At 34.7% G+C, this 22,320-nt stretch carries 20 protein-coding genes; 12 read left to right on the forward strand and 8 right to left on the reverse strand.

Translation table 11 applies throughout. The annotated features are described in order from the left end of the window. Nucleotides 1-381 precede the first annotated feature (381 nt). From CW357_RS12830 to dnaA, 7 genes are all read right to left on the reverse strand, one after another. The gene (locus tag CW357_RS12830) at nucleotides 382-1,488 is read right to left on the reverse strand and encodes an HD-GYP domain-containing protein (protein ID WP_124218261.1); all 1,107 of its coding nucleotides are present in this window, start codon (nucleotides 1,486-1,488) and stop codon (nucleotides 382-384) included. 209 nt (nucleotides 1,489-1,697) lie between these two features. Next, the gene (gyrA, locus tag CW357_RS12835; protein WP_119416613.1) at nucleotides 1,698-4,241 is read right to left on the reverse strand and encodes a DNA gyrase subunit A; all 2,544 of its coding nucleotides are present in this window, start codon (nucleotides 4,239-4,241) and stop codon (nucleotides 1,698-1,700) included. Between the two features lie 24 nt (nucleotides 4,242-4,265). Continuing rightward, nucleotides 4,266-6,191, reverse strand: a complete 1,926-nt coding sequence (gene gyrB, locus CW357_RS12840; protein ID WP_119416614.1) for a DNA topoisomerase (ATP-hydrolyzing) subunit B — start codon at nucleotides 6,189-6,191, stop codon at nucleotides 4,266-4,268. Between the two features lie 77 nt (nucleotides 6,192-6,268). Next, the gene (gene recF / locus CW357_RS12845; protein ID WP_124218262.1) at nucleotides 6,269-7,390 is read right to left on the reverse strand and encodes a DNA replication/repair protein RecF; all 1,122 of its coding nucleotides are present in this window, start codon (nucleotides 7,388-7,390) and stop codon (nucleotides 6,269-6,271) included. Between the two features lies 1 nt (nucleotide 7,391). Further along, entirely contained in the window at nucleotides 7,392-7,619 is a 228-nt protein-coding gene (gene yaaA / locus CW357_RS12850; RefSeq protein WP_124218263.1) for a S4 domain-containing protein YaaA, read from the reverse strand. A 184-nt stretch (nucleotides 7,620-7,803) separates the two neighbouring features. Next, nucleotides 7,804-8,940 carry a DNA polymerase III subunit beta gene (gene dnaN, locus CW357_RS12855; protein WP_124218264.1) on the reverse strand — a complete coding sequence of 379 codons (1,137 nt, stop codon included), beginning with the start codon at nucleotides 8,938-8,940 and terminating at the stop codon, nucleotides 7,804-7,806. Nucleotides 8,941-9,119: 179 nt separating this feature from the next. Continuing rightward, a complete protein-coding gene (gene dnaA / locus CW357_RS12860; RefSeq protein WP_119416618.1) occupies nucleotides 9,120-10,463 on the reverse strand; it encodes a chromosomal replication initiator protein DnaA in 1,344 nt (447 codons plus the stop codon). 568 nt (nucleotides 10,464-11,031) lie between these two features. Here dnaA and rpmH point away from each other — a divergent pair. From rpmH to CW357_RS12910, 10 genes are all read left to right on the forward strand, one after another. Further along, a complete protein-coding gene (gene rpmH, locus CW357_RS12865; protein WP_066791201.1) occupies nucleotides 11,032-11,166 on the forward strand; it encodes a 50S ribosomal protein L34 in 135 nt (44 codons plus the stop codon). An 86-nt stretch (nucleotides 11,167-11,252) separates the two neighbouring features. Further along, nucleotides 11,253-11,642 carry a ribonuclease P protein component gene (gene rnpA, locus CW357_RS12870; protein ID WP_119416619.1) on the forward strand — a complete coding sequence of 130 codons (390 nt, stop codon included), beginning with the start codon at nucleotides 11,253-11,255 and terminating at the stop codon, nucleotides 11,640-11,642. Between the two features lie 103 nt (nucleotides 11,643-11,745). Beyond that, nucleotides 11,746-12,570 (forward strand): RNA-binding cell elongation regulator Jag/EloR, encoded by an 825-nt coding sequence (gene jag / locus CW357_RS12875; protein ID WP_124218265.1) that lies wholly within the window; start codon nucleotides 11,746-11,748, stop codon nucleotides 12,568-12,570. 142 nt (nucleotides 12,571-12,712) lie between these two features. After that, a complete protein-coding gene (mnmE, locus tag CW357_RS12880) occupies nucleotides 12,713-14,098 on the forward strand; it encodes a tRNA uridine-5-carboxymethylaminomethyl(34) synthesis GTPase MnmE (RefSeq protein ID WP_119416621.1) in 1,386 nt (461 codons plus the stop codon). 161 nt (nucleotides 14,099-14,259) lie between these two features. Next, entirely contained in the window at nucleotides 14,260-16,146 is a 1,887-nt protein-coding gene (mnmG, locus tag CW357_RS12885; protein ID WP_124218266.1) for a tRNA uridine-5-carboxymethylaminomethyl(34) synthesis enzyme MnmG, read from the forward strand. A 166-nt stretch (nucleotides 16,147-16,312) separates the two neighbouring features. Next, the gene (rsmG, locus tag CW357_RS12890) at nucleotides 16,313-17,029 is read left to right on the forward strand and encodes a 16S rRNA (guanine(527)-N(7))-methyltransferase RsmG (RefSeq protein WP_119416623.1); all 717 of its coding nucleotides are present in this window, start codon (nucleotides 16,313-16,315) and stop codon (nucleotides 17,027-17,029) included. A 192-nt stretch (nucleotides 17,030-17,221) separates the two neighbouring features. After that, nucleotides 17,222-18,082, forward strand: a complete 861-nt coding sequence (noc, locus tag CW357_RS12895) for a nucleoid occlusion protein (RefSeq protein ID WP_119416624.1) — start codon at nucleotides 17,222-17,224, stop codon at nucleotides 18,080-18,082. Nucleotides 18,083-18,242: 160 nt separating this feature from the next. Further along, nucleotides 18,243-19,004 (forward strand): ParA family protein, encoded by a 762-nt coding sequence (locus tag CW357_RS12900; protein WP_119416625.1) that lies wholly within the window; start codon nucleotides 18,243-18,245, stop codon nucleotides 19,002-19,004. Beyond that, nucleotides 18,997-19,836 carry a ParB/RepB/Spo0J family partition protein gene (locus tag CW357_RS12905; RefSeq protein WP_124218267.1) on the forward strand — a complete coding sequence of 280 codons (840 nt, stop codon included), beginning with the start codon at nucleotides 18,997-18,999 and terminating at the stop codon, nucleotides 19,834-19,836. The genes CW357_RS12900 and CW357_RS12905 overlap by 8 nt, the downstream gene beginning before the upstream one ends. A gap of 10 nt (nucleotides 19,837-19,846) precedes the next feature. Beyond that, on the forward strand, nucleotides 19,847-20,551 hold the full coding sequence (locus tag CW357_RS12910) for a DUF554 domain-containing protein (RefSeq protein ID WP_119416627.1): 705 nt from the start codon (nucleotides 19,847-19,849) through the stop codon (nucleotides 20,549-20,551). Here the strand turns inward: CW357_RS12910 and yyaC are convergent. Beyond that, complete coding sequence (gene yyaC / locus CW357_RS12915) at nucleotides 20,510-21,106, reverse strand: spore protease YyaC (protein ID WP_124218268.1); 597 nt, start codon at nucleotides 21,104-21,106, stop codon at nucleotides 20,510-20,512. The two genes, CW357_RS12910 and yyaC, sit on opposite strands and share 42 nt — an antisense overlap. Nucleotides 21,107-21,137: 31 nt before the next feature. Here yyaC and CW357_RS12920 point away from each other — a divergent pair, with 31 nt between their 5' ends. Both CW357_RS12920 and CW357_RS12925 read left to right on the forward strand, forming a co-directional pair. Continuing rightward, nucleotides 21,138-22,076, forward strand: a complete 939-nt coding sequence (locus CW357_RS12920) for a mechanosensitive ion channel family protein (RefSeq protein WP_256386329.1) — start codon at nucleotides 21,138-21,140, stop codon at nucleotides 22,074-22,076. Nucleotides 22,077-22,078: 2 nt separating this feature from the next. Beyond that, nucleotides 22,079-22,285 carry a DUF951 domain-containing protein gene (locus CW357_RS12925; protein WP_124218270.1) on the forward strand — a complete coding sequence of 69 codons (207 nt, stop codon included), beginning with the start codon at nucleotides 22,079-22,081 and terminating at the stop codon, nucleotides 22,283-22,285. Nucleotides 22,286-22,320: the final 35 nt, after the last annotated feature.

The raw sequence follows: 22,320 nt of genomic DNA on the forward strand, positions 1-22,320 counted from the left end.
CTTGCTTGTTCAGTTTTCAAGGTTCATATCATGTCGTTATCTTAACGACTCATTTATTATATCACTATAAATTTTCAACGTCAACATCTTTTTTTAATAAGATGTTTATCATTTAATATTTCATCTGTTAGCGACTTAAATAGTATATCTAATAGTATAAAGATTGTCAATGCTATTTTAAAAGAAAATGAAATTTTAAATGTAAGAAGGAGATTCACAATTACTTTTAATTCAATATCCTAAACTTCTGCAGCATACCACAGGTAGTTTTCCTTTCTATTTTTTAATCTAAATTCAAAAAAGGCTACTACCTGCTGATGTAAAAAAATACTAATAGAGTACAGTTCTTTATTCTCCTAATTCTATAAAATCATTTGCCTGCTACCTTTCTAAAATTAAACGTTCTATATATATATTTCTATATTTTGAGAGATCAATAATTTCATTTGATTCAACTACTTTAATAACAGGTCTTGTAGGTGAAGTTTTATTAGTAAATATGATAGAAGCTTCTAAGCCATTTGATAATTCTACTTTAGATCCTAATGGTAAGTCCGTAACACAAGTCATTAAAGCTTGTACTACCTGTATGTTAAACTTTCCAAATTCTGTTTCTCGGATCATTTCTAACACTTTAAACGGTGATTCTTTTGATTGATATATTCTTTCACAAGTCATTGCATGGAACACATCTGCAACAGCAATTATATGTGAAAATATTGAGATTTTACTTCCCTTTTCCCCTCTAGGATAGCCACTACCATCTAATCTTTCATGATGTTGATACACAGCGATTTTCATTTCCTGTTTAAGAATTGTAATACTGTTGATCATTTGGAGACTGTAATAAGGATGCTCTTGAATCTCTTTGAACTCATATTCTGTTAATGGCCCAGTCTTTTCTCTAATCTTTTTATTAATTTTCGCCATTCCACAGTCAGCTACTGCCCCTGCTATAGCAATTTGGAGTATATCCCCTTTACTATAGCCCATCTTTTGTGCAATAACTGCACAAATTAAACTGATAGCCACTGAGTGATGGTATATGTAATCCTCACTTGTTGAAAATTCATTTAAAGTAAATATTTTATCTCTATTTTCTAATACAAGGTCTATTAAAGGTAAAATATATGTTCTAACTTTTGTAATATTTACTTTGCTACCGGATTCCCAGTTTATAAATTCCTTTTTAATCTTATTAACAACATCTATATATTTTCTTTCAAAAGGCATAATTGAAGCTGAATCTATTATATTTTCTTGTTCAATAGGTATTAGTCCATCATCTTCATTTTCAATCTTATTAGAACCTAGAGGAGAAGAAATTATCGTGACTTGGGAAATTTGAAAAGCCTTTAATACTGGTAAATGTTCACGAGTAATTTTTGTATTTTTATAAATAATCGGATATTGGGTGTTAGCCTTTATATCATTTGCGATAACACTACCTAATTTTAAATCAGAAACTTTTACTAATTTAGTCTTCAAATAAATTACCCCTTTGTAATTCCTTTATATATGGTTTATTGTAACTGAATTATTTTCCAATTGTAATAGTAGAATACATATCTATAAATATTGAAAAATTATTATGACAAGCTATGCAATTTCAAACACGTTCCAACCCCCGTTATAGAAAAAGAGACGCTTATCGCGTCCCTCTCTTAACTATCAAGATTAGATTATCTATTGAATAATTATTCTTCTGAAGTTTCACTATTATCACTTTTCACTTCAGTTTCTTCTTCAGTTGTTTCTACAGACTCCAATTCCTCTAATTCATCTTCAGTTAGATCAGGATCTTCTTCATCTGTTTCTTTTTTCACTTTTGCAACAGAGGCAACTAATTCTTCATCACTTAAACGGATTAGACGGACACCTTGAGTACTTCGACCAGTTACTGAAATATCATTAATATCCATACGAATAAGCATACCATTAATAGTCATAAGCATTATGTCCTCTTGACCATCAACTGTTTTAACAGCTACTAGTGGACCATTTTTATCTGTGATTTGGCAAGTCTTAATACCAACACCACCACGATTTTGCAAACGATATTCACCTTCAGGAGTTCGTTTACCATAACCTTTTTCTGTAACAACAAGAATTTCTTGCTCAGGTTCAATGATTTCCATGCCTACTACATAGTCTTCATCTCTTAATCGAATACCACGAACACCAGCTGCCGTACGCCCCATTGAACGAATATCTCCTTCATTGAACCGCACTAACATACCATTATGTGTACCAATGATAATCTCTTTTTTACCGTCTGTTAATCGTACCGAGATTAGCTCGTCATCATCACGTAACGAAATTGCAATTAAACCGTTAGTTCGTATATTAGCAAAGTTAGATAATGGTGTACGCTTAGTAACACCCGTACGTGTAGTGAAGACAAAGTATGCATCTTCATCATATGATGCTACACGGATCATCGCAGTTACTTTTTCCTCCTTATCAATATTTAGTAAATTGACTAATGGAAGACCTTTAGCTGTCCGACCAAATTCAGGAATTTCGTAACCTTTTGCTTTAAATACTTTACCTTTTGATGTAAAGAATAGGATGGTATCGTGTGTAGATGTGTATAATAAGTGTTCTACAAAGTCATCTTCATGTGTTCCCATACCTTGTACACCACGACCGCCACGACGTTGGCTACGGTAAGTATTAGCTGGTAGTCGTTTAATATAGCTATTATGTGTCAATGTAATAACTGAATTTTCACGTGGAATTAAATCCTCATCTTCAATCATTTCAAAACCGCCAGCAGTAATTTCCGTACGACGTGCATCATTAAATCGTTCTTTTATTTCTAGCAATTCATCATGTATGATTTGAAGAATTCTTGATTCATCTGCTAGTATTTCTTTTAATTCTTTTATAAGAGCTAATAATTCTTGATATTCTGCTTCAATTTTATCACGTTCTAAACCTGTTAAACGTTGTAAACGCATATCTAAAATTGCTTGAGCTTGACGTTCACTTAAATCGAATGTTTCCATTAAACCATTTTTAGCTTCTTCAGCTGTTTGAGATGCACGTATAAGGCTAATAATTTCATCAATATGATCAAGTGCGATACGTAAACCTTCTAAGATATGAGCACGATTTTCGGCTTTACGTAATTCAAATTCAGTTCTTCTACGAATAACAATTTTTTGGTGTTCTAAATAATGGTAAAGTGCTTCTTTCAAACTTAATACCTTTGGTTGCCCATCAACAAGAGCTAGCATATTAATACCAAAGCTTGTTTGCATAGCTGTTTGTTTATATAAATTATTTAATACTACATTTGCATTTGCATCTTTACGTACATCAATGGTAACACGCATACCAGTACGGTCAGATTCATCGCGGATATTTGTTATACCGTCAATTTTCTTATCTCGTACTAATTCCGCAATTTTTTCTATTAGGCGTGCTTTGTTCACTTGGTAAGGAAGCTCATGAATTACAATTACTTCTTTACCACTCGATTTTTGTTCGATTTCAACGCGTGCACGTATAATGATAGAGCCACGGCCAGTTTCATATGCTTTACGGATACCGCTTCGTCCTAATATTAAAGCTCCGGTTGGAAAATCTGGTCCTGGGATAATGTCCATCAATTCTTCTGTTGTAATAGCAGGATTATTCGACAGTGCCAATACACCATCAATAATTTCTCCTAATTGATGCGGTGGAATATTAGTGGCCATACCTACTGCAATCCCTGATGCCCCATTAACAAGTAAATTTGGATAACGTGCGGGTAACACAATCGGTTCTTTTTCATTACCATCATAGTTATCTTGATAATCAATTGTATCTTTGTTAATATCACGTAACATTTCCATAGAAATTTTAGACATACGTGATTCTGTATAACGCATAGCAGCTGCACCATCACCATCTACAGAACCAAAGTTACCATGACCATCTACTAACATATAGCGGTAGCTAAAATCTTGTGCCATACGAACCATTGCTTCGTAAATAGAAGAGTCACCATGAGGGTGATACTTACCCATTACATCCCCAACGATACGAGCAGATTTTTTATACGGTTTATCAGAAGTACTGCCTAACTCTTGCATACCATATAAGATACGGCGTTGTACGGGTTTAAGCCCATCACGCACGTCTGGTAGTGCACGAGAGACGATAACACTCATTGCATAATCTAAAAATGAAGTTCTTATTGTTTTTGTTATATTAACTCCTTTAACTCCGGAGTTGTTTTCTTCAGACAAAGTATAGACCTCCCTTCAAAATTTCTAAATATCTAAGTTTTCTACAAAAACAGCATTTTCGTGAATAAATTGACGTCTTGGTTCAACATCATCACCCATTAGTTGTTCAAATGTTTGATCTGCTTCAATAGCATCATCCAATTCAACTTGTAAAAGAACGCGATGCTCTGGATCCATTGTAGTGTCCCATAATTGCTCAGCATCCATTTCACCAAGCCCTTTATATCTTTGGATACCCGGTTTTGGTTGCTTAGGTAGGCGTTCTAAAATTGCCTGTAACTCTTTATCACTATAGCAATATTCTACGTGTTTACCTTGTGCCACTTTAAATAATGGTGGCTGTGCAATATAGACATATCCAGCTTCAATAAGTGGTCGCATAAAGCGGAAGAAGAATGTTAATAATAGAGTTCTAATATGAGCACCGTCGACATCAGCATCTGTCATAATAACAATTTTGTGATAGCGTGCTTTTTGCAAATCAAACTCTTCGCCAATACCAGTACCAATGGCTGTAATCATAGCTCGGATTTCAGCATTAGATAAAATACGATCTAAACGTGCTTTTTCAACGTTTAAAATTTTACCTCTTAGTGGCAATATGGCTTGGAAATGTCGATCACGACCTGACTTAGCAGAACCACCAGCGGAGTCACCTTCTACGATGTAAACTTCGCATTCTTCAGGATGACGAGAAGAACAGTCTGCAAGCTTCCCAGGTAAATTAGATACTTCTAAAGCTGATTTTCGTCTAGTCATTTCACGGGCTTTTTTAGCTGCTACACGTGCACGTGATGCAACCAACCCTTTATCTACAATTGTTCTTGCTACTGTTGGATTTTCCAACAAAAATCTTTCAAAGCGTTCGGAGAATAAAGAATTTGTGATTGTGCTCACTTCAGAGTTGCCTAATTTTGTTTTAGTTTGCCCTTCAAATTGAGGATCAGGATGCTTAACTGATACGATGGCAACTAATCCTTCACGAACATCTTCTCCAGATAAATTAGCATCTGAATCTTTTAATAAATTATTTTTTCGGGCATAGTCATTAATTACACGAGTAAGTGCTGTTTTAAATCCTGATTCGTGTGTACCGCCTTCGTAAGTATTAATATTATTTGCAAAAGAGAATATATTAGAGGCAAAGCCTGAATTATATTGCATAGCAATTTCAACGGAGATACCATCTTTTTCACCCTTCAAGTCAATCGCTTCATGAAGGGGCTCTTTCTTCTCGTTTATATGTTCAACATATGATTTAATACCGCCTTCATAATGGTAAGTGTTTTTACGTATTTCCTCACCACGTTCATCGACGATAGAAATTTTAATACCTCGGTTTAAATAAGCTAGTTCACGGATACGATGTGCTAAGATATCAAATTCATAAACTGTTGTCTCTTTAAAAATTTCAGCATCTGCCTTAAAGCGTGTTGTAGTACCATTGTGGTCAGTGTCACCTATAACTTTTAACGGTTGAACAGTTTTACCACGTTCAAATCTTATCTCATGAATGTGACCATCTCTGTGAACTTGTACAATTGTCTCTACGGACAGTGCGTTCACAACTGAAGCACCTACACCATGTAGGCCACCAGATACTTTGTATCCTCCACCGCCAAATTTACCACCAGCATGGAGTACAGTCATAATTACTTCTACAGCTGGCTTCCCGATTTTTTCTTGTGTGTCAACCGGAATACCACGACCATTATCTTCTACTCGAATCCAATTATCTTTTTCAATCGCTACTGTAATATCTGTACAATAGCCAGCCAATGCTTCATCAATACTATTATCTACAATTTCCCAAACTAAGTGGTGTAACCCTTTGGAACTTGTAGTACCGATATACATACCGGGACGTTTACGAACGGCTTCTAACCCCTCTAATACTTGAATCTGCTCGGCATCATATGCAGCAGGCTTGTTATTATCTTCGATTGCCATTATTATTCCACCTACTCTTTCCTAGCAATAGTATGCATTATTTCTAACTCTCTTAAACCTATAAAATCCGCGGAATACTAGATTTCCTTAGTATCCACGGAACCTTGTTTCACATGAAACATTGCTGCTTCACGTATTGTTTCATGATCTATACCTTCTACACTCGTTGTAGTCACAAAGGTCTGTACTTCACCTTTAATCGTATTTAGTAAATGAGACTGACGGTAATCATCTAATTCTGAAAGAACATCATCCAACAGTAAAATGGGTGCTTCCCCAACTTCTTGTTTAATAAGTTCTATTTCAGCTAATTTAAGTGATAAAGCCGTTGTCCGTTGTTGACCTTGTGATCCGAAGGTTTGTACATCATAGCCGTTTACAATAAATTGTAAATCGTCCCGATGTGGACCAACCAGTGTAACGCCTCGTTCTAATTCACGAGGTAAAGATTCCTTCAATTTCATAGTTAAATGAGCAGTCATTTGTTCAAGTGACCATTCAGCATCCATACCACTAACTGGGCGATAACGGATTTTCATCTCTTCAAGATTTCTTGAAATACCATGATGGATTGGACCCGCCCATTCTTGTAATAGCTCCATGAAGTAAAATCTTTTATGAATCACCTTAACAGCTGCTTCAATATATTGTTCTGTATATACATCAAACATCACATCTTGCAATGTCTGTTTGCCTTGATTTTGTTTAAGTAAATGATTTCGTTGTTTTAACAACTTTTGGAAAGTTAATAAATCATGTAAATATACTGGAGAAATTTGCCCGATTTCCATATCGAGAAAACGCCTTCTAATTTGAGGACTGCCTTTCACTACTGTTAAGTCTTCTGGTGCAAACATTACAACGTTCATTTGTCCAATATAGTCACTCAAACGACTTTGTTCTAAGTGATTTACCTTTGCCTTTTTCCCTTTTTTAGAAATAGTTAGCTCTAAAGGTAGGTGACCATACTTTTTCTGAACATCGCCTTCTATTTTACCATAATCTTTCTCCCATCGTATCAATTCTTTATCGCTAGATGTACGATGAGATTTCGCCATAGCTAAAACATAAATAGACTCCATAACATTTGTCTTACCTTGTGCATTTTCACCAATTAAAACATTAATCTTCGGGGAGAAAGATAAATCGAGAGATTCATAATTCCTGTAGTTTGTCAGCTTTAGTCTCTCTATATGCATACTATTCCTCGCCTTGAGGCTCTATTAGACAAAATCTACCACATCCTGGAATATTCACTAAATCTCCTACATGTAGTTTACGGCCTCTTCTACGATCAACCTCGCCATTTACATAAACATTATTTTCTTGCAAAAACCATTTAGCCATACCACCAGAGCTTATTGCATCCGTCATTTTAAGAAATTGCCCCAGTGTTACAAATTCACTTTCTAATACAATCTCATTCACTATTTTTCATCCTCTACTTCTCATTCTATCTTATCTCTATTTTACCGAACTTTTGTTCATAAGTAAAAAGGATAGTCATCTTATCGACTACCCTTTTGAAGATAAATCACTTAAATTTTATAAATTAGTACCAGATACTAATTTATTTTGGGAAATAATTTTACACGTTATATTAGAAAAATAATTAATATGTTCTTACAGGCAAAATCAATTGTAATATAGCATCATCATTTAGAGATTGGATCGTAAATGGACGCATTGCTCCTGTGAATTGGATCGTAATTTCTTGTCCATCAATTGCTTTTAATGCATCCATCATATATTTTGCACTGAAAGAAATGCGTAATTCTTCACCTTCAAGTGACTCTACATGAATTTCTTCTTCAACTTTACCAATTTCAGGTGAGTTTGATGAAATTTCTATATCGTTATCTCCTACAGTTGAAAAACGGACAACATTATTTCTATCTTCGCGTGCAAGTAATGATGCGCGATCGATAGCTTGAAGTAAAGTTTTACCATTGATTGTTACAGTTGTGTTGTATTCATCTGGGATTAAGCGAGAAGTTTCAGGATAATTGCCTTCTAGCAAACGTGAGAAAAATAAAACATCTGAAGTTTTGAATAAAACTTGTTGGTTCGTCATAAATATATCTACAGGTGTATTTGAATCACTTAAAATTTTACTTAATTCAGTTAAACTTTTACCTGGAATAACAACATCTGCTTCTTCAGTTGGAGTATGGTCTAAAGTAACTTTACGGCGAGCTAAACGATGACTATCTGTAGCAATACAAATAAGTCCATCTTCTTTAATTTGCCATTTTACACCTGTCAACACTGGTCGACTTTCGGATGTAGAAACAGCAAAAACAGTTTCACGAATAACAGATTTAAGTAAATCTGCAGGTAAAGTAATTTGTCGATCAGGTGATATTTCAGGAAGCATTGGATATTCAGTTGCATCTAATCCAATTAAGTGGAAATCGGATTTACCTGATTGAATTCTTGTTTGGAAATTTTCAGTTACTTCAATTTCAACTTCATTTGTAGGTAATTTACGTACAATTTCATTGAACATTTTAGCTTGTAACACAATTGAACCTGTTTCATGAACATGGATAAGTTGTTTTCCATCTTCTTCTACAGGAATTGAAGTTTGAATAGTAATGTCTGCATCACTACCTGTTAATGTCATACCTTCAGTAGATATGTCAATTTTAATACCTGTCAAAATGGGAATAGTTGTTTTGGAACTAACTGCTTTCATGACATCATTTAATCCATCTAGCAAACGATCTCTTATGATATCGAACTTCATGTTTATGACCTCACTTATTATATTTTTTATTATTTTATTATTTAAAAGAATAATAGAAATAGTAATAGGGGCTGTGGATTTGTGGATAAGTCTCTTAAAGCAAATAAAATCAGTCTATCCACATGTAGATAGACTGTGTATAAATTTGTTGTTAACTTTCTTGTTATCCACAGCAAAAATTATTTTCCTAGCATGCTTTTAATCTGCTTAATATCTTGTTGAAGACCTTGATCATCTTTAAGAAGTGATGAAATTTTTTCATGAGCATGGATAACAGTGGTATGGTCACGGCCTCCAAATTCATCACCTATTTTAGGTAAAGAACAATCAGTCATTTCACGAGAAAGATACATAGCTACTTGTCTAGGGAATGCAATAGATTTTGTTCGTTTTTTAGCTGTAAAGTCTTCTAGCTTAATATGATAATGCTCGCCTACCGCCTTTTGTATATCTAAAATTGTTAAAATCCGAGGTGTAGCATTAGGAATAATATTTTTTAATGCTTGTGCAGCTAATTCTGCCGAAATATCTTCATTTACAAGTGATGAGTATGCTACAACACGAATTAGGGCACCCTCTAATTCACGGATATTAGAATCAATTTGATTTGCGATATAGAGCATAACTTCATTTGGAATATCCAAATTATCAGCCTTTGCCTTTTTGCGTAAAATAGCAATACGTGTTTCTAAATCAGGTGGGGCAATATCTGTAATTAGACCCCATTCAAAGCGTGAACGTAGGCGATCCTCTAATGTTGGAATTTCTTTTGGAGGACGATCACTAGAAATCACGATTTGTTTTGATTCCTCATGTAGCGTATTAAATGTATGGAAAAATTCTTCTTGAGTTGATTCTTTTCCAGCCAAAAATTGAATATCATCAATTAGTAATACATCTACACTACGGTATTTATTACGAAATTCCTCAGCTCTATTATCACGAATAGAGTTAATAAATTCATTGGTAAATTTTTCAGACGATAGATAAACTACTTTTGCTTTTGGATTATGTTCCAATACATAATGACCAATAGCATGCATTAGGTGAGTTTTACCTAAGCCAACACCACCATAGATAAATAGCGGATTATAGGCCTTTGCAGGTGCTTCAGCTACTGCTAATGAAGCTGCATGTGCAAAGCGATTACCTGATCCAATAACAAATGTATCAAATGTATTTTTTGTATTTAACATGCCAGAGGAAGTTTCAGGTTGTTCCTCGTGCTTTTTTTGAATGGGTGTAGATGGGATATCAAAATCCTCTATGTTTGGATCCTGTTGAACAACGAAACGAATGTGTAAATCCTTACCTGTTAATTCAGCTAAAATTGCTGCGATTAAGTGTACATAATGGTTTTCAAGCCACTCACGGCCGAAAGAATTGGGAGCAGCAATTGTTACAGTATCACCAGTGTAGGCTAACAATTTCGTTGACTTCAACCAAGTTTCAAAGCTTGGTTTGGAAATCTTCTTCTTCGCTTCTGAGAGTACTTTGTCCCATAACTCTTCAATATGTTCCAAGCTCTTTCTCCTTTTCTAAAAAAACTATTCTATAAAATAATTACAGTAGTTGGTTAAATAAAAATTATATCAAGATTAGATTATAATCTAACTGTTAATCACAGTAAACACATTCTGTGGATAAATCTTATTCTACATCAGTGGATAAAATTATCCACAAGTTATTAACAATTGTGGATAAGACTTTGTATAGCAAGATTTATTTACAGAGTAAAACACAATAATTGTATCAGGAAAAGTAAAGTATGACAAGAGTTTAAAAAGGTTATCCACAAAATGCATAATTATTCACCGTTGATTTATCCACAACATATGAGCTTGTGTAAAAACTGTAGGTAAGTGCTGTGGATATTTTTAAAAAGATAAAAAAGTGTTCACAATGAAAAAAGAGTAAAAATCATTTAAGTGTGGATAACTTAGCATGATAGCGTGAAAGGGATAAAGAACTTCTTTAAGATTAAAGTGATTATTTTAAAGGGAGTTGACAAAGTAGCCTGATAATAGCTATAATATCCAAGACTGTCTGTAGTATTTAGATAATAGACTTTCATCAGGAGGTGTCATATAAATGAAACGCACATACCAACCGAAAAAACGTAAGCATAGTAAAGTACATGGCTTCCGTGCACGTATGGCTACTAAAAACGGTCGTAAAGTGATCGCAGCTCGCCGTCGTAAAGGAAGAAAAGTATTATCAGCATAAGCATAAGTCCACTGAACATACTCAGTGGTCTTTTTTCTTTTATAATATGAGGTAGAAGAGGAAAAAAGAATAAGCAGGTGCAAAAAATGAAAAAACGCCGCAGAATTAAAAAGAACGAGGACTTTCAGAAAGTGTTCAAAAAAGGGAAGTCTTTTGCGAATCGCCAATTTGTTATCTATTATCTTGAAAAAGATGGACAAGATGAATTTAGAATTGGGTTATCCGTTAGTAAAAAAATTGCAAAGGCAGTCACAAGAAATCAAATTAAACGTTATGTCCGTCAAAGCTTTTTTGAGTTAAACGATGAGCTTCCACAAAATATGGACTACGTCATTATCGCCCGAAATCCGGCGGCCACCATGAATTTTCATGAAACAAAGAAAAGCCTTGAACATGTATTGAAAATCGCAAAGGTTTTAAGAAGAAGTAGTAGAGACAACAAGAAATCCCATGATAGAATAAAAAAAAGCAAATAATCTTGCAGGGAATTCGTTGATTATGCTGGATCTAGATAGAATCGAATCTTGTAAAGTAAGCTTTGAAAAACAACAAAACCTGCGAAAACAGGAGGGGCCCAAAGTGAAACAGATTACGCAAACAGGCGCAACTGTAGAGGAAGCAATTTTGCTCGCCTTACATGAGCTTAACCTTACTCGTAAACAAGTAGATGTTGAAATTATTCAAGAAGCAAAAAGAGGTTTTTTAGGAATTGGTTCACGAAAAGCACTAATTCGTGTAACAGAAAAACAAATTGAAAAACCAAGTACCAAACAAGAAGATATAGAGGAATCCGAATTTGTATTCAGAATAAATTCTATTCAGCAAGATAAAGAACAAGATGAAATTGATACTAGGATCAGTGCAATTTCGACCTTAGAAAAACCAACAATTGATGTGGTTGGACCAAAAGATTTGCAGGAAGAACAAGAAGATACCGGAATGGTAGATTATTCAGAAGCAATCGAAAAGGTTAAAGAATATATTACCGATATTGCAATACAATTAGGTATTCAAGACCTTACAATTCAGGTTGAACAAAAGGGTAAAACGATTAATTACCGACTATCTAGCGAAAAAGCTGCTCTTTTAATTGGTAAGCGTGGTCAAACATTGAATGCTCTTCAACAATTAACACAATTAGTAGCACATCAGTACATCAAACGTTTCATATTGGTAAAATTAGATGTTGAAAATTATCGTGAAAGACGTCAAAAATCACTAGAATTATTGGCAAATCGTATGGCAGACAAAGCAGTTCATACGGGAAGAAAAGTAGAACTTGAGCCAATGCCGGCAAATGAACGTAAGATCATCCACCATGTATTAGCAAATCGAGTAGACGTTGAGACCTATTCAAAAGGTGAAGATATCAAACGTCATTTAGTGATTGAGCCAATTAGATAAAATTTCAAGGATTGTGAAAGAGTCCTTCTCAAGAGTTGAGAAGGACTCATTTTTTTGCTATATGGTATTATAAAAAATTAGAGAATTAGATGTTTTGTTATCCACATGTGGATAACTTTTTCCAACGTAGGAGGTAAAAAATATGGAATTTGATACAATTGCAGCGATATCCACACCAATGGGTGAAGGGGCAATAGCAATTGTCCGATTAAGCGGTGACCAAGCAATTGAAATAGCAGATCGTATTTTTCATTCGCCAAGTGGTAAAAAATTATCAGTACAGCCTTCTCACACAATTCACTATGGCCATTTAAAAGAGGTTGAAACAGGCGAAATAGTAGAAGAAGTAATGTTATCGATGATGAAAGGACCAAAGACTTTCACGAGAGAAGATGTAGTAGAAATCAATTGCCATGGCGGTCTTGTTTCAGTGAACCGTGTTCTTCAGTTAGTACTTAGAAATGGAGCAAGATTGGCTGAACCAGGTGAATTTACGAAAAGAGCATTTTTGAATGGTCGTATTGATTTATCACAGGCAGAAGCTGTCATGGATTTAATTCGAGCTAAAACAGATAAGGCGATGAATGTAGCGCTAGGTCAAATGGATGGTAAACTATCTCGCCTAATTAATCAATTACGTCAAGCATTAATAGAAGTATTAGCGCAAGTAGAAGTAAATATAGATTATCCAGAGTATGATGATGTTGAGGAAATGACAATTCCGTTAATGTTAGAAAAATCTACTTGGGTAAAGCAAGAAATTGAAAAATTACTTCAGACATCTTCTCAAGGGAAAATATTGCGAGAAGGATTATCAACGGTTATATTGGGGCGACCAAATGTAGGAAAATCCTCATTACTAAATAGCTTAGTTCAAGAAAATAAAGCAATTGTCACTGATGTAGCGGGTACAACACGTGATATTATTGAAGAATACGTCAATGTACGTGGCGTACCTCTTCGTTTAGTAGATACAGCAGGAATTCGTGAGACAGAAGATATTGTTGAACGAATCGGAGTAGAAAGATCTCGCCAAGTCTTAAAAGAAGCAGATTTAATCTTACTTGTTGTAAACTATAATGACGAGCTAACAGAGGAAGACGAACGATTATTTGAAACAATTCAAAACATGGATTTTATCGTCGTTGTCAATAAAACAGATTTACCACAAAAAATTGATTTAAACCGTGTGAGAGAACTTGCAGGTAATCGTAAATTAGTCACCACTTCTCTATTACAAGAAGAAGGTGTTGCAGAGCTTGAAGAGGCTATTGCAGCATTATTCTTTGAAGGATCTGTTGAAGCAGGCGATTTAACATATGTTTCAAATGCTCGGCATATTGCATTACTGCATCAAGCACTTGATCGCATTAATGATGCAATTGGCGCTGCAAATGCAGGTGTTCCTGTAGATATGATTCAAATTGATGTAACTAGGTCATGGGAAATTCTAGGTGAAATTGTTGGAGATACAGTACAAGATAGCTTGATTAATCAGTTATTCTCGCAATTCTGCTTAGGAAAATAATAGAAGGGTTCAACATTATACTTAGCAGATGAAGGCCTCTAGGTGTAAGTTGAATAGCTTTTATAGGCAATTACTTGATAGGCTGAAGGATCATTATCAACTAACTACTTATTGTCTATTGAAGCAAAGGAAACTCTAAAAAAGAAAGGAAGTAACGAGCAGTGCTAACAAATTATGAAGCAGGCACGTTCGACGTTGTAGTAATTGGAGCTGGTCATGCAGGAGTAGAAGCTGCATATGCCTCAGCTAGAATGGGTGCAAAAACTTTAGTATTAACAATAAATTTAGATATGATTGCTTTTATGCCATGTAATCCATCTGTTGGTGGACCCGCAAAAGGGATTGTTGTACGTGAAATTGATGCAATGGGTGGAGCGATGGGGAAAATCATCGACAAGACAAATATCCAAATGCGTATGTTAAACACTGGTAAAGGTCCTGCAGTTCGTGCGTTACGTGCACAAGCTGATAAAGTGATGTATCAACATGCAATGAAAAAATTACTTGAAGATCAAGAAAACCTTAGTATCCACCAAGCTATGGTGGAAGAGTTAATCGTAGAGGATGGACAAGTAAAAGGTGTCATTACACAAACAGGTGCAATATACCGTGCGAATACGGTCGTAATTACAACAGGTACTTTCCTACGTGGTGAAATTATTATTGGCGATTTGAAATATTCAAGTGGTCCAAATAACCAACAACCTTCTATCAAGCTTGCCGATAATTTACGTGAACTAGGGTTTGATATGGTCCGTTTTAAAACAGGTACACCACCACGTGTTAATAGTAAAACCATTGATTATAGTAAAACTGAAATTCAACCAGGTGATCCAGAACCACGTGCTTTCAGTTATGAAACGACTGAATTTATCACAGATCAAATTCCATGTTGGTTAACATATACAAGTCTAGAAACACACCAAATTATTAATGATAATTTAGATAAATCACCAATGTTCACAGGTGTCATCACAGGTACAGGTCCTCGATATTGCCCATCAATTGAAACAAAAATTGTACGCTTTAACGACAAACCTCGTCACCAATTGTTCTTAGAACCAGAAGGTCGCAATACACAAGAAGTTTATGTTCAAGGACTATCAACAAGTTTACCGGAACATATTCAACGAAAAATGCTTGAAACAATTCCTGGACTAGAAAAGGCTGAAATGATGCGTGCTGGATATGCTATCGAATATGATGCAATTGTTCCTACTCAGCTTTGGCCAACACTTGAAACAAAACGTATTCAAAACTTATATACAGCAGGTCAAATTAATGGTACTTCTGGTTATGAAGAGGCAGCAGGTCAAGGGTTAATGGCAGGTATAAATGCAGCTGCAAAAGCCCTTGGAAAAGAAGAAATGATCCTTGGACGCGCAGATGCTTATATTGGTGTATTAATCGATGATTTAGTGACAAAAGGAACAAATGAACCTTATCGACTATTAACATCTCGTGCAGAATATCGTTTATTATTACGTCACGACAATGCAGATATGCGTTTAACAGAACGTGCTTATCAAGCAGGGTTAATTTCAAAAGAGCGCTATGATCGTTTCCTTGTGAAAAAAGCACAAGTAGAAGGTGAAATTGCTCGTTTACATGATGTCATTCTAAAACCAAATGAGGAAACTCAAGCTACTATTCAATCAGTTGGTAGTAGCCCATTAAAAGATGGTATCCGTGGTACCGATTTATTAAAACGCCCTGAGGTCAATTATGACTTAGTAGCTTCGTTGACACCATCAGATATAGAGTTAAGCACAGAAGTAAAAGAACAAGTTGAAATACAAGTGAAATATGAAGGTTATATTGAAAAAGCCCTTCAACAAGTAGAAAAACTTAAAAAAATGGAAGATAAGAAAATACCGGAAAATATCGATTATGATGCAATTTCTGGGATTGCAACAGAAGCAAAAGAAAAGTTGAAAGAAGTACGTCCACTTTCAGTAGCACAAGCATCTCGTATTTCAGGTGTTAATCCAGCTGACATTTCGATTTTACTGGTGTATATTGAACATGGAAGAATCGCGAAAATTTAAAATTAGAAGCAATACAAGTATATGTTAGAAGAAGGGCTCTGTCGTTTTCATATGCCTGTAATCACAGGCATATGTCGCAAAACTGTAATACTAAACAGTTTTGTTGAACAGAGCCATACTAAAAATAATGACAAAATTTAAGTAGCACTTATGGAAGGGGAATAACATGAACGAAGAACAGTTTGTGCAAGCTTTAAAAACGCAGGGGATTGAGTTATCAGATAAACAAATTCAGCAATTTCATATTTATTTTGAAACATTGGTAGAATGGAATGAAAAGATGAATTTGACAGCAATAACTGATTTACCATCTGTTTATTTAAAGCATTTCTATGATTCTATTAGTGCTGCATTTTATATTGATTTTGATAAGGTTCAGTCACTATGTGATGTAGGAGCAGGTGCTGGGTTTCCAAGTATCCCTATTAAAATTTGTTTCCCACATTTGAAAATTACGATTGTAGATTCGTTAAATAAACGTATCCAATTTTTAAATCATCTAAGTGAAGAATTACATTTAGAAAATGTAAATTTTGTTCATTCACGTGCAGAAGATTTTGGACAAGCTAAAGAGTATCGAGAAAAATTTGATATGGTAACCGCACGTGCTGTTGCTAGATTATCTGTTTTATCTGAACTATGTATTCCACTTGTTAAATTGGGTGGCACTTTTGTAGCGATGAAAGCAGCTAGTGGTGATGAAGAATTAAAGGATGCTAAAAGAGCTATAGCGACTCTTGGTACAAAACTAGTAGATAAGTTTGAATTCTTACTTCCGATTGAAAACAGTGAACGTACAATTTATGCCTTTGAAAAAATAAAAAATACTCCAAAAAAATATCCACGTAAGCCTGGAGTACCCAATAAATCACCGATTCACTAATATATGTTTCACATGAAACAAAAAAAGGAATCTACCGTTTTTTATCGAAAGAAACTATAATGATAAATGAACATAATTACTTTTTGTATAATGTTAGTAAATATATATAGATAGATAGTCATCTCTAGTAACTAGAAAGTAAACTAGATATAAATAAGAGATGAGAAATATCATTAAAGGTGGTGCCAAAGGATGAAAAGTACTTTTTCACGTTTTTTTGGAAGTGGTGAGAAAGTAGAAAACACCTCAAAAAGTGAAGTAAAGAATACGGAATCGGTTGTAAAGCTTTCTATTGAGAAAATTAGTCCAAACCGCTATCAACCACGAACAATTTTTGATGATTCTAAGATTGAAGAATTAGCACGAACAATACATACGCATGGTGTCATTCAACCAATTGTCGTACGTAAATTAGATGAGGATCATTATGAAATTATTGCAGGGGAACGTCGTTACCGAGCAATGAAATCATTAAATTGGACAGAAGTGCCAGCAATTATTCGTGAAATGAATGATAAAGAAACGGCTTCTGTTGCACTGATTGAAAACCTACAACGAGAAGAACTTACGTCGATTGAAGAAGCGCAAGCTTATCAAAAACTTTTAGAATTACATGAATTGACACAAGAAGCTCTTGCTCAGCGTTTAGGCAAAGGGCAATCTACTATTGCCAATAAACTTCGCCTTTTAAAATTGCCAGAAACTATTCAAATGGCAATTTTAAAAAGAGACATCTCTGAACGACATGCGCGTGCATTAGTTCCTGTTAAAGATGAAGAACTGCAATTGAAGTTATTACAAGAAACAATTGAGCATGATTATAATGTTAGACAATTAGAACAACGAATTAGTGAAATATTAAACCCTAAAGAAAAAACAACAAAGGCAAAACCACGTCGTAAAGCGATTAGTCGGGATATACGGATAGCACTCAATACTATTCGCCAATCACTTACAATGGTAAATAAAACAGGTATTCATGTAGAAACCGAAGAGGAAGAACATGATGAGTTTTACCAAATTACAGTGAAGATTCCTAAGAAGAAAGCATAATCATATTTTCTATAAAACTCTTACTCTAGAAAAAATTAGAATAAGAGTTTTTTCTTTAGATTTCATCTAGTAAATGGAGCCGAGAAATCATTTTTTTGATAGAATGTATAAAAGGTATGTTAAACATTTTAATGAATACGTTTCTGAAAGCAGGTGCACCATGGGAAGAACAATAGCAATTGCAAACCAAAAGGGCGGCGTTGGTAAGACGACAACATCTGTAAATTTAAGCGCGTGCCTTGCTACATTAGGAAAAAAGGTATTATTAATTGATACGGATCCACAAGGAAATTCTACTAGCGGTGTTGGAATCAATAAAGGGGAAGTTGATAAATGTATTTACGACGTACTCATTGATGATGAGCCAATCGAAACAGCTATATATAAAACAAATACTGATAATTTATATATTGTACCAGCAACGATTGCACTCGCAGGAGCAGAAATTGAATTAGTATCAACCCTCTCAAGGGAAGTACGATTAAAGCATGCTATAGAGGATATAAAAAAAGAATATGATTTTATTATTATCGATTGTCCTCCATCGTTAGGGTTATTAACGATCAACTCTTTAACAGCTGCGGATGCTATTTTGATCCCCGTACAATGTGAATACTATGCGTTAGAAGGTTTAAGTCAATTATTATCGACAATACGTCTTGTGCAAAAGCATCTGAACAACCAGTTAATGATTGATGGTGTTTTGTTAACAATGTTAGATGCTCGTACAAATTTGGGATTACAAGTTATAGATGAAGTGAAGAAGTATTTCCAAGACAAAGTGTATAAAACGATTATTCCGCGAAATGTCCGTTTAAGTGAAGCACCAAGTCATGGCGAGCCTATTATTCTCTATGATCGCAAATCTCGTGGTGCAGAAGTGTATTTAGAATTGGCAAGAGAGGTGATTAAAAATGGCTAAAGCATTAGGAAAAGGATTAGGTGCACTTTTTCAAGACCAAGAATTATTAGAATCAGATAAAGTAACCCAGACAGCTATTCGTGATATACAAGAAAATCCATTTCAACCACGGAAAGTTTTCGATAAAGAATCTTTACAAGAGTTAGCTCAATCTATTAAAGAATATGGGATTTTACAACCCATTATATTGCGAAAAAAAGGTGCAAAGTTTGAAATTGTTGTAGGGGAAAGACGATTCCGTGCAGCGAAGTTAGCAAATTTAACAGTTGTACCATCTGTTATTCGTGATTTCGATGATATAAAAATGATGGAATTAGCCATTTTGGAGAATCTTCAACGTGAAGATCTAACACCAATCGAAGAAGCAGAGGCTTATCATAGCTTGATGGAACATCTAGGTTTAACTCAAGAAGAGTTGTCCAAACGGCTAGGTAAAAGTCGTCCACACATTGCAAATCATGTTCGTTTATTAACATTACCAAAAGACGTCCAAAAACTTGTGAATGATGGCAAACTAACGATGGGACATGGTAGAACATTATTAGGTTTGAAAAATAAAAAACAAATACCTATGATTGCTGAAAAAGTGATGAAGCAACATCTAAATGTTCGCCAACTAGAAGCGTTAGTCCATTCCTTAAATGAGAAAGTTCCACGTGAAACAAAGAAAAAAATGAAAAAGGATATTTTCATTGAAGAAAAAGAGTCTCAATTAAGAGATTACTTTGGTACAAATGTTTTAATCAAAAAAACAAAAAATAAAGGGAAAATAGAAATTGAGTTTTTCTCTGAAGATGATTTAGAACGCATATTAGATTTATTAGAGGATTGAGTGAATTTAAGTGGTCTTATTAGGAACAATCATTGACTCACTGCTTATAGCAGTAGGGTGTATTATCGGGAGGTTTCTACAAGGTATTCCTGATAAAATGAAAGAAACAGTCATGCAGGTTATTGGACTTGCTGTAACTGTGCTAGGTATTCAAATGGGCATTAAGAGCGATAATTTTATTATAGTTATCGTAAGCCTTGTTGTTGGGACAATTATTGGAGAATGGATTGATCTAGATTTACAGTTAAATCGATTTGGTAAATGGATAGAGCGTAAAATTGGGAAAAAGGGCGAAAATGGCGATATCGCCCAAGGATTTATCACAGGTACTTTAATCTTTGTTATTGGTTCAATGGCTATTATAGGTGCGCTTGATAGTGGCCTTCGAAATGACCATTCCGTATTAATAACTAAAGGTATCATTGATGGATTTACAGCTATTTTCTTGGCCTCTACTTTAGGTATAGGTGTACTATTAAGTGCAATTTCGGTGTTTGTATACCAAGGTGCAATCGCTTTGTTTGCTGGTCAAATAAGCATACTTGTTCCAGATGCTTTAATGGATACCTTTATACAACAAATGACGGCAACAGGTGGTGCTATGATTATAGCTATTGGTCTAAATATGATGGGGCTCACGAAAATCCGTGTAGCTAATATTTTGCCAGCCATTCTAGTGGTTGCGTTCATAGTGTCGATTATGCATATTTTTTAGTGAATGGCGATGAAATGCCAAGTAGAGTGCACGTGCAATCCGGTTACTCATTTCATATGTCACATTTAATCTAGTAGTTTGTAATATAGTATGTTCCATAAAGCCACCAAAATTGACGATTCCCTTAATAGAGACGTCCCCAATTGGTGGCAATTCTTTTTTTACAGCTTTACCTGGTAAGAGTGGACCAGGTTGAAAAAGTATTTCACCAATCCGTTGTTGCTCACCTAAACAAGCATCAATAGCTACAACAAATGGTTTAATAGATTGTTCCTGTAAAGAATCAACAGTTTCTTTTAAGTTTAAAGCATGTAATGGTTGTTCTAAAGATCCAATAATTCTATAAGGAAAAGAGATATAGTTTGAGAGTAAACTACCAATTAAGGGCCCTAAAGCATCTCCTGTAGAACGATCAGATCCAATACAACAAAATACAAGATTTTCATGATGAAATGGTATATGCTCTAATAAGAAAGAGCTTAATCGCCAAATGGCACCTGAATCTTGATAGTGCAATGCATATGAGAAAGCAGAATTAGATAATGGAAGTGTCATATGAATTTTCACCTTCTTCTTTTTCTGCAGTATACGTAAGAAAAAATTTTTTTATGCAAGAGGAGTTATAAAAGTGAAATTAAAAAGTATGCATAGTTGGGAGTCAATGAAGGATTACTTAACAGATGAAAAACTATGGAATAATATAGGATTTGCAACACTTAAGATTATTGCTATCTGGCTTTTATCAATGGTTGTTGTACGTGTTGCGAAGATGGCCATTAAAAAATTCTTTGATATTCGAATGAATGGGCCAATTGCATTACAACCTGCATCTGAACGACGGTATCGAACAATTTTACGATTATTGCAAAGTGTCATATCTTATGTAGTTTACTTTTCAGCAATTATCGCTATATTATCTGCTATGAATATAAGAGTGGCAGGTTTGTTAGCTGGTGCTGGAATCGTCGGTTTAGCAGTTGGGTTTGGTGCACAGAGTTTAGTAAAGGATGTCATTACTGGATTTTTCATCATCTTTGAGGATCAATTTGGTGTTGGAGATTATATTAAAATTACTTCAACGGAGGGAACAGTATTAGAAATTGGTTTACGTACAACGAAGATTAAAGGTGCAGCAGGGGAAATTAACATTATACCGAATGGCTCTATTACAGAGGTTGTAAATTATTCGATTAATAACTCAATTGCAATTATTGATGTTAGTGTAGCATATAGTTCAGATATTGAAAAAGCTGAAAAACTCATCGAACAATATTTAAAAACTTTACCAGCTACTCATGAAGAAGTGGTTTCTGAGCCAACCTTGCTAGGTGTCCAAAATGTCGTAGGAGCCGAAGTCACATTACGTATTTCCGTTGAGACATTACCAATGCAACATTTTGCTATTTCACGTATGGTTCGTCGTGATATTAAAGATATTTTTGATCGCAATGGCATTGAAATTCCTTATCCTAAAATGATGGTTTATGAACGAGATAATAATCAAGCATTTGAAGAAGGAGAGTAAAAATGGAAGCAAAAAAATATGGTCTTGGTGATATAGTAGAGATGAAAAAGCAACATCCTTGTGGAACAAATGAGTGGAAAATTATTCGCCTGGGTGCAGATATTCGTATCAAATGCGAAGGATGCCAACATAGTGTAATGATTCCACGTAGGGAATTTGATAAGAAAATGAAAAAAGTCTTGGTAGTCGCAAATCCATCTGAAGAATAGACTTTTACTTAGTGAAAATCTATAATGAACAAGTT

Origin of the sequence: Rummeliibacillus sp. TYF005 (assembly GCF_003844195.1) — a bacterium.
In the GTDB taxonomy this organism is placed as follows: Bacteria; Bacillota; Bacilli; order Bacillales_A; family Planococcaceae; genus Rummeliibacillus.